This is a genomic window from Paenibacillus lacisoli (assembly GCF_030580655.1).
Lineage (GTDB): Bacteria > Bacillota > Bacilli > Paenibacillales > Paenibacillaceae > Paenibacillus > Paenibacillus lacisoli.
This window is the reverse complement of record NZ_JAUQTB010000003.1, coordinates 250739-266692: the sequence shown is the minus strand read 5'-3', so window position 1 is coordinate 266692 and position 15954 is coordinate 250739. Positions and strand designations below refer to the sequence as shown.

The 15954-nt window shown below is 56.0% G+C and carries 12 protein-coding genes; 1 reads left to right on the top strand and 11 read right to left on the bottom strand.

Annotation, left to right across the window (positions count from 1 at the left end; translation table 11 throughout):
* Window positions 1-19: 19 nt before the first annotated feature.
* The 8 genes from Q5741_RS08180 to Q5741_RS08145 form a co-directional block, all read right to left on the bottom strand.
* On the bottom strand, window positions 20-1717 hold the full coding sequence (locus tag Q5741_RS08180) for a glycerol-3-phosphate dehydrogenase/oxidase (protein WP_407074336.1): 1698 nt from the start codon (window positions 1715-1717) through the stop codon (window positions 20-22).
* 275 nt (window positions 1718-1992) lie between these two features.
* The gene (glpK, locus tag Q5741_RS08175) at window positions 1993-3486 is read right to left on the bottom strand and encodes a glycerol kinase GlpK (protein WP_305023583.1); all 1494 of its coding nucleotides are present in this window, start codon (window positions 3484-3486) and stop codon (window positions 1993-1995) included.
* Window positions 3487-3570: 84 nt separating this feature from the next.
* The gene (locus Q5741_RS08170; RefSeq protein WP_305023582.1) at window positions 3571-4140 is read right to left on the bottom strand and encodes a glycerol-3-phosphate responsive antiterminator; all 570 of its coding nucleotides are present in this window, start codon (window positions 4138-4140) and stop codon (window positions 3571-3573) included.
* Window positions 4141-4193: 53 nt separating this feature from the next.
* Window positions 4194-5783: a YcdB/YcdC domain-containing protein gene (locus tag Q5741_RS08165; protein ID WP_305023581.1), complete on the bottom strand. Its 1590-nt coding sequence runs from the start codon at window positions 5781-5783 to the stop codon at window positions 4194-4196.
* A 564-nt stretch (window positions 5784-6347) separates the two neighbouring features.
* Complete coding sequence (gene cydC, locus Q5741_RS08160) at window positions 6348-8150, bottom strand: thiol reductant ABC exporter subunit CydC (protein ID WP_305023580.1); 1803 nt, start codon at window positions 8148-8150, stop codon at window positions 6348-6350.
* Complete coding sequence (gene cydD, locus Q5741_RS08155; protein WP_305023579.1) at window positions 8147-9910, bottom strand: thiol reductant ABC exporter subunit CydD; 1764 nt, start codon at window positions 9908-9910, stop codon at window positions 8147-8149. Before cydD ends, cydC begins: the two co-directional genes overlap by 4 nt.
* A gap of 1 nt (window position 9911) precedes the next feature.
* The gene (cydB, locus tag Q5741_RS08150; protein WP_305023578.1) at window positions 9912-10925 is read right to left on the bottom strand and encodes a cytochrome d ubiquinol oxidase subunit II; all 1014 of its coding nucleotides are present in this window, start codon (window positions 10923-10925) and stop codon (window positions 9912-9914) included.
* Entirely contained in the window at window positions 10912-12318 is a 1407-nt protein-coding gene (locus Q5741_RS08145) for a cytochrome ubiquinol oxidase subunit I (RefSeq protein WP_305023577.1), read from the bottom strand. The genes cydB and Q5741_RS08145 overlap by 14 nt, the downstream gene beginning before the upstream one ends.
* 287 nt (window positions 12319-12605) lie before the next feature.
* Between Q5741_RS08145 and Q5741_RS08140 the strand changes: the two genes are divergently transcribed.
* Complete coding sequence (locus tag Q5741_RS08140) at window positions 12606-13190, top strand: TetR/AcrR family transcriptional regulator (RefSeq protein WP_305023576.1); 585 nt, start codon at window positions 12606-12608, stop codon at window positions 13188-13190.
* A 102-nt stretch (window positions 13191-13292) separates the two neighbouring features.
* Here Q5741_RS08140 and Q5741_RS08135 read toward each other — a convergent pair whose 3' ends face one another.
* From Q5741_RS08135 to Q5741_RS08125, 3 genes are all read right to left on the bottom strand, one after another.
* Window positions 13293-14141: an NAD(P)H-binding protein gene (locus Q5741_RS08135; RefSeq protein WP_305023575.1), complete on the bottom strand. Its 849-nt coding sequence runs from the start codon at window positions 14139-14141 to the stop codon at window positions 13293-13295.
* Window positions 14134-14274, bottom strand: coding sequence for a hypothetical protein (locus Q5741_RS08130; RefSeq protein ID WP_305023574.1), 141 nt, complete (start codon window positions 14272-14274; stop codon window positions 14134-14136). Before Q5741_RS08130 ends, Q5741_RS08135 begins: the two co-directional genes overlap by 8 nt.
* A 176-nt stretch (window positions 14275-14450) precedes the next feature.
* Complete coding sequence (locus Q5741_RS08125) at window positions 14451-15920, bottom strand: 4-hydroxyphenylacetate 3-hydroxylase family protein (RefSeq protein ID WP_305023573.1); 1470 nt, start codon at window positions 15918-15920, stop codon at window positions 14451-14453.
* Between the last annotated feature and the right edge of the window lie 34 nt (window positions 15921-15954).

Sequence of the window (15954 nt, the reverse complement as noted above, 5' to 3'; positions counted from 1 at the left end):
TCAGGGGGTGTTGTTCGCATTAAATGGTCTGAACGGCCTGTGTCTTCACATCTTCCGGAACAACAGCCTCCAGCAGGTACCGCTCCAGCTCCTCTTTGTAACCTTGTGTCTGAACAGCATTCCACCCCAGATGAGCCGCCATGAACGCAATGACCGGCTCCTTCCAGGTCCGAACCCAATCGATGCGAAAGAAAAGTGCTCCTGTACGGCGAATGAAGAAATCTGCAGGCGTTACCGCCATCTCTTCCTCCATGGCGTAGAGCAGCGGAATACGTACGGACTCGGGCAGCCGATCATCAGCCGCCGAGGGACCGGGGTCTGCCGACTGGCTGAGCCGGTTGAACAGGCGGGTCACATTCGATCCGTAAAAGCATGCCCACGCTCTGGCCTGTTCCTCCGCGAGACCGCGACGCACTCCCTCCCGCGTCATCGAAGAAATAAATTCCTTGAATCCTTGCGAGCCGCCGACGCTGCCGCCCGAAATCGGATGCCTGCGGGTCACACACGGGCCGGACTGGATACCGTACTCCCGTTTCAGCCGCTCTGCTGCCAAATCCATGACCATCTCGGCCATCTTGCGATACCCTGTCAGCTTGCCGCCGGCAATGGTAATCAATCCGGAAGGCGATTGCCAGATCTCGTCTTTGCGGGAGATTTCCGAGGGACCCTTTCCTTCTTCATGGATCAGTGGACGGACGCCTGCCCAGCTGGATTCTACATCCTTTTCAGTTAATCTCACATCCGGGAACATATAATGAACAGCGTCCAGGATGTATTGACGGTCGGCCGAGGTCATCCGCGGGTGCCGCTGATCTCCGGTGTAGACGGTGTCCGTTGTACCGACATAGGTCTTTCCATCCCTTGGAATCGCAAAAACCATGCGTCCGTCCGGCGTATCAAAATATACCGCCTGGCGGAGCGGGAAGATGCTCTGATCAATAACCAGATGCACGCCTTTCGTCAGCTGGAGTGTCTTACCTTTACGGGAGCCGTCCAGCTTGCGCAGATCATCCACCCAGGGGCCTGTGGCATTAATAACAAGATTGGCACGGATGGTGTTCTGCCTGCCGCTCAGCAGATCATTCGCAACCACGCCGGTAATACGGCCTTCCTGATAGAGAAGCTTACCTGCCGTTGCGTAATTCAGGATAACCGCCCCCTGCGCAGCTGCTTCCTTGATCACTTCCAAGGTCAGTCTCGCATCGTCCGTGCGGTATTCCACGTATGACCCGCCGCCCTTCAGTTTATCCCTCTTCAACAGCGGCTCTTTCTTCAGCGTCTCCTCCGCGCTGAGCATACGCCGCCGTTCGCTCAGCTTCACACCTGCAAGCCGGTCGTAGACGAGCAGCCCGAGCGCGGTGCTGAAGCGGCCGAAGGTACCACCCTGATGGAAGGGCAGCAGCATCCGTTCCGGTGTCGTAACATGGGGACCATTCTCATAGACGACAGCACGCTCCCGGCCTACCTCTGCCACCATCCCGACCTCCAGCTGCTTCAGGTAACGCAGTCCGCCATGAACCAGCTTGGTGGAGCGGCTGGAGGTGCCGGCTGCAAAATCCTGCATCTCCACCAGAGCTACTTTTAATCCCCGGGCAGCTGCATCCAAGGCAATCCCAGCACCGGTTATTCCTCCGCCGATCACAAGAATATCAAAGGTCTCCCGTTCGATATGATCCCACATTTCTTGGCGTGTACGTCCTGCAAATCCTGCATTCATCTTTCTCATCCTCTCTCCTGCTTGCTTCTCTATCATGATTGACCACTTACAGATCAAATAAAAAAGAGACCACGAATGTACACTGCAGCGCAAGCGCTGAGTGAATCGCAGTCTCTCCGGATCTCCTGACAAGTAAGCAGCCGCCAGGGGCAGCATACCTACGTATGAACTTGACATTATCGTAACATACAACGCTCAGGCGGAAAAGGGAATATACAAAATTTGAAATTTAGTTTCAACCGCATATAACATCGCAAAAGGACTGGCTGACAAGGCTATTTAAAGGCCATCGCTGCCTGCACTGCTTTCTGCCAGCCGCTGTACAGAGCATCGCTTTCCTCTTGGCTCATGGCTGGCGTAAATTCACGCTCAACATGTGTATGCCCGCAAATCTCATCTAAGCCGCTCCAATAACCTACGGCAAGACCCGCCAAATAAGCTGCACCCAGCGCTGTCGTCTCGTGAATGCGAGGACGTTCTACCGGCACGCCGAGAAGATCGGATTGGAACTGCATCAGGAAATTGTTCATCACCGCCCCGCCATCCACACGCAGGGACTGCACCGGCATACCGGTATCAATCTCCATTGCACTCAGCACATCACGGGTCTGGTAAGCCAGCGCCTCCAGGGCAGCGCGGATAAAATGCTCCTTCGTTGTGCCTCGGGTCAAGCCGAACACAGCTCCCCGAACATCACTGTCCCAATAAGGACTGCCCAGCCCGACAAAAGCGGGTACCAGGTAAACCCCTTCCGTTGACGTCACTCTAGACGCATAGGCTTCACTGTCCTTCGATTCCCGGAACATGCGCAGTCCATCCCGCAGCCACTGAATCGCTGATCCCGCTACGAAAATACTGCCCTCCAGCGCATATTGAACCTTGCCGTCCAGCCCCCAAGCAATTGTAGTGATCAGGCCATGATCCGATACAACCGGTGTCTCTCCGGTATTCATCAGCATAAAGCAGCCGGTACCATAGGTATTCTTGATCATTCCCTTATGAATGCAAGCCTGGCCGAAAAGGGCTGCCTGCTGGTCCCCCGCTGCACCGGCAATCGGCACCTCCTGGCCGAAGAAATGGTAGCTCGCCGTTCTGCCATAGACTTCCGAGGAAGGCCGGACTTCCGGCAGCATGGCCTCAGGCACATCGAGAATGCCCAGCAGCTCACGGTCCCAGGACAATTCATGAATGTTATACATCAGGGTCCTCGCCGCATTGGAGTAGTCAGTCACATGAACCTTGCCGCCGCTCAGTTTCCAGATCAGCCACGTATCAATCGTCCCGAACAGCAGCTCACCCCGTTCGGCGCGTTCCCGCGCACCTTCAACGTGATCGAGAATCCATTTGACCTTGGTCCCGGAAAAATAAGGATCGATCAGCAGGCCTGTTTTGCTGCGGAACAGGTCGTCCAGACCCTGCTGTTTCAAATTCTCGCAAATATCCGCTGTCTGACGGGACTGCCATACCAGTGCATGATAGATCGGACGGCCGGTCTGACGGTCCCAGACGACCGTCGTCTCGCGCTGATTAGTAATGCCGATACCCGCAATCTGCTGGGCCCGGACGCCCGATTCGGTCAGGCAGGAAGCCATAACGGCAAGCACCGAACTCCAGATTTCATTGGCATTATGTTCGACCCAGCCGGGATGGGGGAAATACTGCGGAAATTCATGCTGTGCCGTATACACAATCTCGCCCTGCTTATTAAATAAAATGGCCCGCGAACTCGTAGTCCCCTGGTCCAATGAGAGAATATATTGCTCCGTCATGGCGGTTCACTCCTCCTCTGTCTGTAATGTATCCGTTTACTTTCAAGATACCACAATTGAGGATACTCTCACCAGCATCAGAATCTAGGCAAATTGCCTGAACAATTCCTTATTTGACGTGGTCACTGCAGCCGCTCCTGCATTCAGGGCAGCCTCCACATCAGCCGATGTCCGGATCAGTCCGCCTGCAAGCACCGGAATTCCTGTCCGTGCATAAACCTCCTCGATCATATGCGGGATAACGCCGGGCAGCACCTCGATATAATCCGGCCGGGTCTTCTCAATCAGGGCATAACTTTTCTCCATCGCGATCGTATCCAGCAGGAACATCCGTTGAATCGCGATGATCCCTTTCTGCCTGGCTCTCTGAATTACACCAGCACGTGTGGAAATCAGGCCATATGGACGGATCTCCTGGCACAGATATTCAGCTGCGTATTCGTCGTTCTTCAGACCCTGTACCAGATCAGCATGGAGAAACATCTGCTTGTTCCGGCCCCGGGCAAGCTCATAAATGCTGCGCAGCTGAGCCACATGCGTATCCAGAAAAATGCCGTAGGTGTAGGTGCTGTCGAGCAGCCGCTCAAACTGCTTCATGTTCTTGGCTGCCGGCAGGATCCGCTGACCTCCAAAATGTTTCATTTTCTGCTCCATGTAATGCCTCAGCCTCCAATATGCAGTTTCAATCAGAATGTGTCTATTCTTAACTATTTGGGCAGAAGGGTTCCATATACCGTTCCATTCATGGCATCCACAAACCGGATATCGCGGCGTGACCGGGCCTGAACCGGTAAGTATCTGAGCTGATAATGAGGGGACCGACCGCAGCCGGGGTAATTCAGCTCCCATTCCAGCTGGACATCAAGCTGCTCCGCTGCGGCTGCCGCTGCCGCCTCAGCCGTAATCCGGGGAACCGCGGAGATCCTGGTCAGCTCATGCAGATCGAAATCCGGCCCAAGATAATGGCAGACCTCCCCGGTAGCCGCATGGACACCTACCGTGATCTGCTCCATATACAGCGGAATTCCCTGAACAGCAAACCGGATGTGGAAAACATAGCGCTTGTCCTGCCGGTCCTCTTCGGACTCATCGTTATGGAGATCACCTATGTCTATTTCTGACAGATCGAGAAGCACATGAGCTTCGGGCAGGACGGCAAGCAAAAATGCCACCGCTTTGGTCATAGCCTCTTCCCGGCTTAAGCGAAGCTCCCCCGCCTGCTCCTCGAACGTCATAAAAGACTGAAGCCGCCCGCTGGCCTTCCAGAACCGTGCCTTGATTGTTCCGGCAGTACGCTCCCGCAGGTAAGCTTCAGCAGAGATTCCCGTGCTCTTATGCGATGGTACCGCTGTGGCTGGGTCAGCGCTTAATTCGCCTGTTTGACCTTCCCGCCGGCGCCACACCCTGCCAATGATTCCAGCCTCAAGCTCCATGCTGCGCAGCAGCTCATAATCTCCTGGGCGAATACCAAGCAGCATCTCGGGCGAGTCCCGCTCCACCTGCTCCATGTGTATGGCATCTCTCTTCACCAGCTCACGGAGAGGGACCCATCTGCTCTGTTCCTCCTGATCCTCAACCGCCTCCGCGTCTTCAAGAACAGGGCCGCTCCGACGCTGACTGCCGGTAACCGCATCCAGGGATATCAGCCAGGCAGAAGGTGCATAGACAAGATACACGCCCTCAGCCGGGACATCATACAATGATGGTGTCAGATGCGCAAAACACAGCGACCAGCCGCCAAGACAGCGTATCGCTTGATCTCTGGCTTGTTCACGGTCCAGTATACGCTCAGGAATGAAGGGATGTCCCACTCCCCCGCGGTAATGGTAATCTGTTATTTGTCCATTGCGGCTCACCGTTACCGAGAACCCGCTTCTGGGCAGCGGCAGCTCCAGCGCCTCCTGCATGCGATTATAGTGAATCGTGTCACCTTCATCCTGTCTCGTTGTATATGTAAAAACATCAACCGCTGCAGACGCATGAGTCCGGACAAAGTTCAGGATGCATTGTTCCAGATATTCGTCCGGCAGCGCCGGTTCCTTCTCCCGGTCCCACTCCAGATCCCGGGTCCATCGAATCAGTTCCCCTTCCGGTCCGAGTTCAACCGCGGCACCAGCCTCCTCACCCCGTACGGGATCGATCCAGGCAAACACGGCTGCAGCCTTCTCCGGTGTTCCCGCTTCCGGATAATCCTCAATAACAAGCTGGTAATACTCCGGCACCCCGGCCAATCGGACGGCCCTTGCTTTTAACTCCTGCCGGTCCAACATCTGTGCCTCAACCCCCTTCTTCTCCATAAGTCTGCTTCTAACAAGGTTCGCCGTCCAGTCCCCTCACTCCTACCCTTCCGGCTAAATACACCCGACATGAACTCCTCTGGAGCCTATAGCCAGAAAGACAGTAAGGACGACAGCCGATGGAGAGAATCTGTAAGATATTGGTATAATTTAGACAGACAGAGACACCGTGGACAAGGCTGCTGGTACTGTCTGGAAGGGGGTGACCCCTTTGATGATCCTTGATTTGCTTCTCAAACTATTGGATGGACTTGTCAAAATTGTTGCTGTCTTAACCGGTCTGTATGCACTGCGAACTAGCTGGAAAGCAGCGAGGAAAAAGAAAAAACACCGGAAATAACTGCACAGGGCAATATCCGGTGTTCGCCATATTCATTAGATCCGGCCGCCAGCATCTGCGGTCTCTGTCTCAGCCGGGATGCTGACCCATCACGGCTGTTTTGTATTGTATACAGAGCTGGAGAAAAAGGTGCCCTCATTTCATAACAAACAGCACGAACTCCTGACGTCAAGCCGGGAGTCCGTGCTGTTAATACAGTTAATAAGGCCTTAGCGTCTGCAGCTTCAGGCCTGCTTCAATCTGCGCGGAGGCGGCGGTACCGGGCAGTCCAGGCGGTACAGGCTTCGGTAGCGCGGGTAGCGCTCCATCAGCCAGTCATGCGGCCCCTGCATAGCGATCCGTCCCTGTTCCATGAAAACGATCTGGTCCATCGCCTCCATGCCGGCCAGGTGATGCGTGACCCAGATCAAAGTCCGGTCCCCGATCGTCTCCAGCACCGTCGCCAGCAAATCCCGTTCTGTCCGTGGATCAAGTCCTGCGGTAGGCTCATCCAGAATAATCACCGGCGTATCCTGGAGCAGGATGCGGGCCAGCGCAATCCGCTGGCGTTCACCGCCGGAAAAGCGCAGTCCGGCCTCCTGAACCGGCGTGTCATACCCCTGCGGGAGCGACTCAATCAGGGCGTCCAGACGGGCCCGGCGGGCCGCCTCACGAATGTCCTCCAATGTGGCATCCGGCCTTCCCAGGCGGATGTTGTTGGCTACGCTGGTATCGAACAGATACGGGTTCTGATTCAGCACCGCAATCAGCTGTGGCATGGCATCCCCGATCTGATGAGCATCCACACCATTCAGAGTGACTTGGCCCTGAAGCGGCACCTGAACGCCTTGAATCAGCTTGAGCAGGGTTGACTTGCCGGCTCCGCTGCGGCCCAGAACAGCCGTGCGTGAGCCGGGCAGCAGCTTCAGCGAGATTCCCGCCACTGCAAGCGGCGGCTGCGGCCCGCTGTCTGCATTCATATAGCTCGACGAGACATTGGTCAGTGCAATGGTCACCGCGCCGTCAGCCCGAAGCCGGGCTGCTGTTCTGAACCGGTGTTCCTCTTCCTCCGACAGTGTACCGCTGTCATTCTCTTCCCCTCCCGGTACGGCATCCAGGCGCCGGAATGATTCCTGATACAGCGGCAGCCGTTCAACCGCCTCCGCCACCGGCAGGAAGGCATCCATCAAGGGCAGGATGACGAGCACGAAGGCTGCCAGCAGTGTCGGCTGCATGTGGCCGTCTTCGACTTGGTGCCCTGCCCAGACGAGGGTCGTGATCATCACCAGCCCGACCAGCAGCTGGCCCAGCAGGCTGCGCCAGCGCAGCCACCGGTTGAGGCAGCGCTCCAGCCGCTCGGTTTCCCGCTCCTGTGCTTCATAACGGGAGGTGAATTCCGCAGTGCGCCCGCTGATCAGCCAGTCACCCAGTCCAAGGACGGCATCGGTCAAGGTGCGGTACAGCACACTGCGCTGCTGCTTGATCTTCAGCTGCTGGGAACGAGTGACCCGCAGAGACAGCCAGGGTAAGCCAACGAGCAGCAGCAGGAGATAGAGACCGGTCATCAGCGCAAAGGAGGCATCGAACCAGCCAAGCCCGGCGATGGCTGCCGTGTAGATCACCAGCGCGGTGACCGCCGGAAAGAGCGTGCGCAGGAACACATCCTGCAGCCGCTCCACATCTTCGGCGAGCAGGCCCAGCAGCTCACCGGTCTCATAGCGCTGGCGCAGCTGAAGCGCATGCGGCTCCAGCCTGCGGTACAGCCTCACCCGCATGCGTGAAAGGATCTGCAGCACCGTGTCATGTCCTGCCAGACGCTCGGCATACCGGAGTGCCGCACGCCCGATTCCAAAGGTGCGAACCCCGACAATCGGCACATAGACCATCAGGATGTTCTCAGGTCTCAAGGCAGACTTGGAGATCAGATACCCCGAGGTGAACATCAGTGCAGCTGCGAACATCGCAGCCAGAACGCCCAGCAGGGCGATACCCGCAATCCGTCCGCGAAGCTGCATTAGGTAGGGCCGAATCCATCCTTTCCGTCTCACACGACAACCTCCCATTGTGACCTTAACAGTTCATAATAAGCCCCCTGGCGGTCTAACAGTTCCGCGTGGGTCCCGCTTTCCACCAATTTCCCTTGCTCCATGATTAAAATGTGATCCATATCCGGCATCCAGTGCAGCCGGTGGGTCGCCAGAAACACTAGTCTGCCCTTGAAAAGCCGCAGCATCGTCTGCTTGAGCTCATACTCTGTTTCGATATCCAGATGCGCGGTGGGCTCATCAAGCAGCAGCACCGGACGGCCGCTCAAGAAAGCACGAGCCAGCGCGACCCGATGCTCCTGCCCGCCGCTCAGCTGACGGCCGCCTGCTCCGATCTGTGTATGGATGCCCTGGGGCAGCTCGGCCACCAGCTCCTGAAGGGCAACCGCTTGTACAGCGGCCTCAACTTCCCGGTCTGTCGCATCGGGTGTATAGAACCGGATATTGTCGGCAAGCGAGGCGCTGAACAGATAAGGCGCCTGTGGAATGTAGGCGATCTGGCTGCGCCACGCCTTTGTGCAGAGCAGATCGGCGCCGCTGCAGCCGTCGATCGCGATGTCGCCGTACGTGGGCTTCAGGAAGCCGCCCAGCACGTCGATGAGAGTAGACTTGCCGGCGCCGCTGGCCCCGGCAATACCGATCATTCGCATCCCTTCGACCTGAAGGGATACGTCCTCGAGCGATGCCGGCCCCTCCGCCTCATGGCGCAGGCCGATGCCGCTCAAGCGCAAGCGGCTGCGGCGCGTCCAGCTCGCAGCCTTCTCGCCGCAGACAGCCTGCAGTCCGCGGTTGGCAGAGGCGGAGACTCCAGCTTCTGCGAGCGGCGGCTGCTGCAGGATGGCCTGGATCGCCTCACCCGCTTCCTTGCCTTCCAGGGTCGCATGATAATCTGCGCCCACCATGCGGATCGGCAGGAAATACTCCGGTGCCAGAATCAGCACCGTCAATGCCGTCACCAACTCGATTTCACCATGGATCAGCCTCATGCCAAGGCCAACTGCAACCATGGCTACTCCCAGCATGGTGAAGAAGTCCAGCGCGAACGAAGACATGAAAGCTACGCGCAGCGTCTTCATCGTGGCACGCCGGTAGCGACCACTGACCTGCTCAACAGCCCGCGCATGACCGCGGCTACGTCCCAGCAGCTTCAGTGTCTCCAGACCACGCATCGCATCGACAAAATGGTTCGAAAGCGCGCGGTATGCCGAAAACTGGTGTTCCATTTGTTTCTTCGCGGCTAGGCCAACAAGGATCATGAAGACAATCAGGATCGGCAGCATGATCAGCAGAATGACCGCCGACATCATATCCTGCAGCAGGATATACAGCAGAATCAACGCTGGTGTGGCTCCTGCAGCCGGCATCCGCGGGATGACCTTCTCCAGATAAATGCGGTATTTCTGGATGCCCTCCCTCACCAGGGTGACGACATGGCCGGTCCCCGAAGAGCGGGCGAACCTTGGACCCAGCTCCATCAGTCGGTCCATAAACCCGCGGCGCAGGTCTGCCCCTGCCTGTTCCGCATATTCCGATGCGATCTGCTGCTGCAGCAGGTCAAAGCCGTATCTGGCCAGAAACATGACGGCGAACAGCCCGATCCGGCCGGCCTGCTCCTGCAGCGGAGCGCCGGCGAACAGGGCCGAAATCACCTCGGCCAGCCATTTGGCCTGCATAATAATAGCCATGCTCTGGAGAAGGGTCAGCAGCGTAACGGCCGCCAGGACAGGAAGGATTCCCTTCATCCGCATCAGTCCGCGTCCCATATCAGTATTCCAGGTGGCTTTTCTCGTGCAGCCGCTTATGGAAGACGAAATAGCTCCAGATCTGATAACCGAGCACAAATGGCAGCAGCGAGAGTGCCACAATCGTCATCACTTTAAGTGAATAATGACCCGAAGAGGCATTGTAGACGGTCAGGTCAAACATGCTGCCCAGCGAGCTGACCATGACCCGCGGGAACAGACCGATGAACACCGAGCCGATAGCGATGGCGATCACGGCACCTGTCATGCCAAAAGCCCAGCCGTCCCGGCGCTTAGAGGCAAAATAGCCAGCCAGCACGAATGCGACTACGCCGATTATTCCGGCCGCTGTGAGCATACCCCCGCGCACTTCAAACACATCCGTCATGAAGTAAGTCATCACGCCGAACACAAGCAGCAGAGCTGCCAGCGGAACCAGCAGCCGGGCTGCCATCCGGCGTGCAGACTCCTGCAGCTCCCCGGTCGTGCGCAGCACGGTGAAGAGCTGTCCGTGCACCAGGCACAGGAGTGTTACGGTCAGACCGCCGACAACCGTGTACAAGTTCACGACATCGAAGAAGCCGGCATGCATATTCATCGACTGATCAATCGGCATCCCCTTCATGAGCGTGGCAAAGACAACCCCTAGCAGGAATGGAGGCAGGAAACTGCTGACCGGGATGACGATATCCCATACTTTGCGCCATGTGGCACTTTCTACTTTGCCCCTGAACTCAAAAGCTACTCCGCGGCCGATCAGTGCCAGCAGCAGGACCACGAGCGGCAGATAAAATCCGCTGAACAATGTAGCATACCAATGCGGGAAGGCTGCAAACATGGCACCCCCGGCTGTAATCAGCCACACTTCATTACCGTCCCAGAACGGGCCGATCGAATTGATCAGCATCCGTTTTTGGGTATCATTGCGGGCAATCAATGCGGTTGACATGCCGACACCGAAGTCAAAGCCTTCGAGAAAGAAGAATCCGATAAACAAGACACCGACCAGTACAAACCACAACTCACTTAGCAGCATGGTATACCTCCTCCAGATGGAAAGGGTCCCGGACCTGCTGCTCGGCAGGAACCTCCGGATGAAGACCTTTCTTGATCGTTTTTACAAACAGATAAACCAGCACAATGCCAAGCACGGTGTAAGCCGCAGTGAATGTAATCGTGGACAGGAGAATCTCCCAGGCACTCACATTCGGGGATACGGCATCCTCGGTCCGCATCAGGCCGAATACGGTCCACGGCTGCCGGCCGACCTCGGTCATCACCCAGCCCGCTGTATTTGCAATGAACGGCAGACCAATACCCCAGACTACAGCGCGCAGATACCAGGGTTTCGCCTGATCGAGCTTGCGGCGCAGCGCCAGATACATACCGTAGGCGCCCAGCAGCACGCTGACGGAGCCGGCGACAATCATGATGCGGAAGCTCCAGAACGTGGTGCGTACCGGCGGAATATAGTTGCCCGGACCATACTTTTGCTCATACTCGGTCTGCAGCTCGTTGATGCCCTTCACTTCACCCGAGAACTTGCTGTAGGACAGATAGCTGAGCAGGCCCGGAATTTGAATTTCCCAGCTGTTCTCCTTTTTCTCCGGATCAATAAATGCAATCAGGTTCCATGCAGCCGGATCGCCGCTTTTTCCCCATTGTCCTTCACTGGCTGCCATTTTCATCGGCTGGGTTTTAACCAGGTACTGTGCCTGAAAGTGTCCGGAAAAGGCTACACCCAGGAACGTAATCACCAGGCCGGCGGCCGCCATTTTAAACATCGTGCCAAAGGCTTCGCCATCCCGCTTCTTCAGCATCTGCCAGGCACTGATCCCTGCGATCAGAGCAGCCCCCGTCATCAGCGCGCCGAAGATCGTATGCGGGAATTCCACCAGCACCTGTCCGTTCGTAATCAGCGCCAGAAAGTCGTTCATCTCCGCCCGGCCATTCTGCATGCCAAACCCGACGGGGTGCTGCATGAACGAATTCGCGACCAGAATCCAGAATGCGGAGAACAGGGTCCCGATAAAGACCAGCCAGATCGTCAGTGCGTGCACTTTTTTGGACAGCCGCTCCCAGCCGAAGATCCAGATCCCCAGAAACGTCGATTCCAGGAAGAAGGCCAGAAGGGCTTCCACCGCCAGCGGTGCCCCGAACACGTCTCCCACAAAACGTGAATAATCAGACCAGTTCATGCCGAACTGGAATTCCTGAAGAATACCTGTGACAACACCTACCGCGAAGTTGATCAGAAACAGCTTGCCCCAGAACTTCGCCATTTTCTTGTAAATCTCTTTGCCTTTGGCGACATACATAGTCTCGATGATAGCAATAAAAAGTGCCAAGCTAATGGAGACCGGTACGAATAAGAAGTGAAAAATCGTCGTAGCCGCGTATTGAATACGTGACAGCCAAAGCGGATCCATAACACTAACCCCTTCTTTCCTCAAGTTCATATCTCTGTCCGTATTGTTACAGATTTGAAGGGCTGGACAATGTGATGTTTATCACAACTAAAGCCGGATTCCGGGAAAAAGTGAAGGAGATCACAAAATATTTACTATCGGTGCCACGAAAAGTCATAGGAGACACTCATGTAATTGACTAATCAGTCCGGTACGGATACGATACGTTTCATACACACTCTACTCTGAACCTACGGTTGAGGCTGCCGCCAGCAGCACCTGCATTGTAGGAGAAAGGTCGAACAATAATGGGAAGAAGCAAGGAATTTGATGAGGCTGCGGTGCTGCGTAAAGCGATGGAAGTGTTCGGACAATATGGCTATGACGGCACTTCGCTGCCGCAGCTGTTATCCGGGCTCGGGATCGCTCGTCAGAGCCTGTACGATACCTATGGGACGAAAAGGGATCTGTTTATATCGGCAGTCAAGCATTATACGAATGAGAAAAGTGAGAGCGTCATAACACTGCTGCAGGATCACCCGTCGGTGAAGGAGGCGGCAGCCGCTATTTTCCATGAAGGAGCTGCGGTTCTTAAGGATGAACGGCGGCGCAACGAGTGCTTTATTATCCATAGTGCTATGGACCGTGTGCCTCACGATGAGGAGATTGCTGCCTTCTTCAATGAGGATCTCGAGCGTCTGGGACGGGCCTTCGAGGCAGCATTGCTGCGGGGACAGGAACAAGGAGAAATCGCTGACAGCCTGAATGTGAAGGCCTTAAGCGATTATCTTGTCCATGCCCGGTACGCGCTCATTTCTACTGCTAAAATGACAAGCGCCCCCGCTGTGCTCGATCATATTGTCGATACCATACTTCTGCTGCTTGACCGCTAGAGAGACGGAAGCCGCATGCCAATAAGCTCACCAGATGCCGAAGAGCCAATTCTGGTGAGCTTATTCTTGTAAACTTGTTCACGATTTATCAGTTAAGCAATCTTATATCCATTTTTCTGCGTTCTGCTGAACGAATCGCTCAAAGGATACAGGGGCTTCTCCGGTGACTTGCAGGACTGTATCCGCGGTCTGATCCTCACTGCCTTCAAGCCGGATTCTATGCTCCAACCCCAGCATCATGTTCGCGTACGCCTCAGTCATTCCTGCGCGGATCATTCCTTCAAGAAATTCCTGGTCGGTCAGATGCACATGCTCGACTGTCCGTCCGAGGGCATCTCCAATGATGCGGGCAGCATCACCATACGTGATGGCCTGCGGGCCAGTGATGATTAATTCCCTTTGCAGCGGATGAGCAGCGGTCAGTGCCTGAACGGCAACAGCAGCAATATCGTCAGCGCTGACAAAACCGATGCGGCCGTCTCCGGCAGCACTGTACAGGCGTCCTTCCTGCAGAATACTGGCCCGATAAGGCCCCTCCGAGAAATTCTCCATAAAATAAGATGGCCGTAGTATCGTCCACTCTGGGGCATGATTTATCAGCAGCTTATGCACTTCCCCCATGACCGGCCCATCTGCGTCAATTGAAGCACTTCCTAGAAAGACGAAGCGCCGGACTCCTGCCTTAACGGCTTTCTCCACAAATGGGCCCATGACCTCAGCCGGATGCATATCCATAAGAGGAGCAACAAGGTACACGCTATCGGCCCCTTCCAGAGCAGCTGAATGTGTCGCAGGATCATACCAGTCAAAGCCAATCTCATCCGGAAGCTCCGGATTGGCACGTCTCACGGCCTTGCGCACCTGTGCGCCCAGCTGTTCCATACGCTCTGTGATCCGCCTGCCTGTTTTACCGTTCGATGCCGTAACCAATGTCCGTCTGAACTCACTCATCGGCGAACAGACCGACCCAACTTTCCAGTTCTCCTGCCAGCAATGTTTCCATAAACTGCTTCATGATTTTCTCTGCCTGTGCTTGGGCAGTAGAATTCCTTTCCATTTCCTTCTTCTCTTTTGGTTGGTGCATCATGTTCTTCCACCTTCCCTTTTTAGACCATTTGGTCTGAAATGTGCGAACAAAAGGGCTCCCTTTTACCTAAGGTTGCCCGTATGCCTTGCTGTGTACAGCATATCAATTCCAGACCAAACAGTCAAGAAAAGAAATAAACACCCTGAAACATCGTCAGGATGCGTATTTCGGCACTATACCAAATTCATAGATCTCGGTGAATCCATGCCGGCGAGCAGCTCCTTCACCGGCCGCGTCCAGCTTGCCTTATCCGCCCCTGTATAGAATCCTGCCTGCGCGCGCAGCGGATCCCCCGCATAAAATCGCTCATACAGCTCATGCCGTGAACCGAACGGACTGCCAAGAAGATCCCATGCCAGCTTGAACAGCTTGACCTTCTCCTCGGCAGCGACCGATGCACCGCCGTAATATTTGCCGATCAGCCCGCCGATCGGGCCATACAGATCATCCAGGGTCGAAGGGACCTGGATGAAGCCGCCAGCACCAATAAGCTGCAGCACTTCCAACGCCCGCGGGTAATATTTCGTCCCCAGTAGGCGGGCGGTCTCGAGCGGCCGCAGCGATGGGGTCCAGATACCGGCACTGCTGCCGGATGCACCCGCTTCTGAAGCAATAAGCAGCGCCTGAATCGTCTCGACCTGCACCATCAGCTCGCCCAGCTTCTCTTGCACATGCAGAAACCCTTCCGCGCCGATTGCCTCGGCCACCGCCATGGCAAGACCCGCGACAAATTCAAGCTTCGCCTGCAGCCGTACCACCGTCTGGTGGAAGGCCAGGGCATTAGCTGTCGGATTGCAGCGGAATCTCCATACTGCCTCGGGATCACGATGAATCAGCACACGTTCCCAGGGAACCAGTACATCGTCAAAGATCAGCACCGCATCCATCTCATCATACCGCGCGCTGAGCGGCTGTTCCCGATCGTTCCCCGCGGCAAACGAATCCCGGCATACCATGTGCAGCCCCGGCAGATTAGCCGGTACGATCATGGCATGGGCATGTCCTGGTTTATCTTCGGCTACCTTGTGGAACGGGAAGACGAGAAAATCGTGACAGTACGGGGCGCCGGTTGCAATCATCTTGGCCCCGCGCAGGACCAGTCCTTCTTCATTCTCGCTTACTACATGCAGTACATGCTCCGCCAGATGCTCATCCTCCAGTCCCTTGGAGCGGTCGATCTGCGGATCTCGCAGCGCGGTGGTCATGAAGAGGTCCCGGTCCCGGGCTTCTCTGTAATAGCTCTCCATTTTCCCGGCAAAGTGGGGCACGCCCCGTCCGATCTCCTCCCGGTCGCCATACCAGCCTGTTACACGCGATCTGGCATAATCGGATAACCGGCTCATCGCTCCATATGTATCCCCGGCCCATACCGCAAAGGCATGCCGTCGCTGCTCCAGCTGGGCCGCATCTCTCGGCAGCAGAAACGAGCTGTGTGCATACCGGCCGCCGTCTTCCGGTATATAACCGACCTTCTGCTGGTGATCGGGATGATCCAGCATATCGAACAATCTGCCAATGGTTGAGAGCGTTCCCTCAAAGGCCGGATGAAGGCCCACATTCTCTACTCGTTCTCCCTGCAGCCACACGTTTCTTCCATCCATAAGGCTCTCTACAAATGCTTGTCCTCTCGTCTTGCCGCTCATTGGCCACGCTCCCCCATTCATTTGTCAGGCAGAT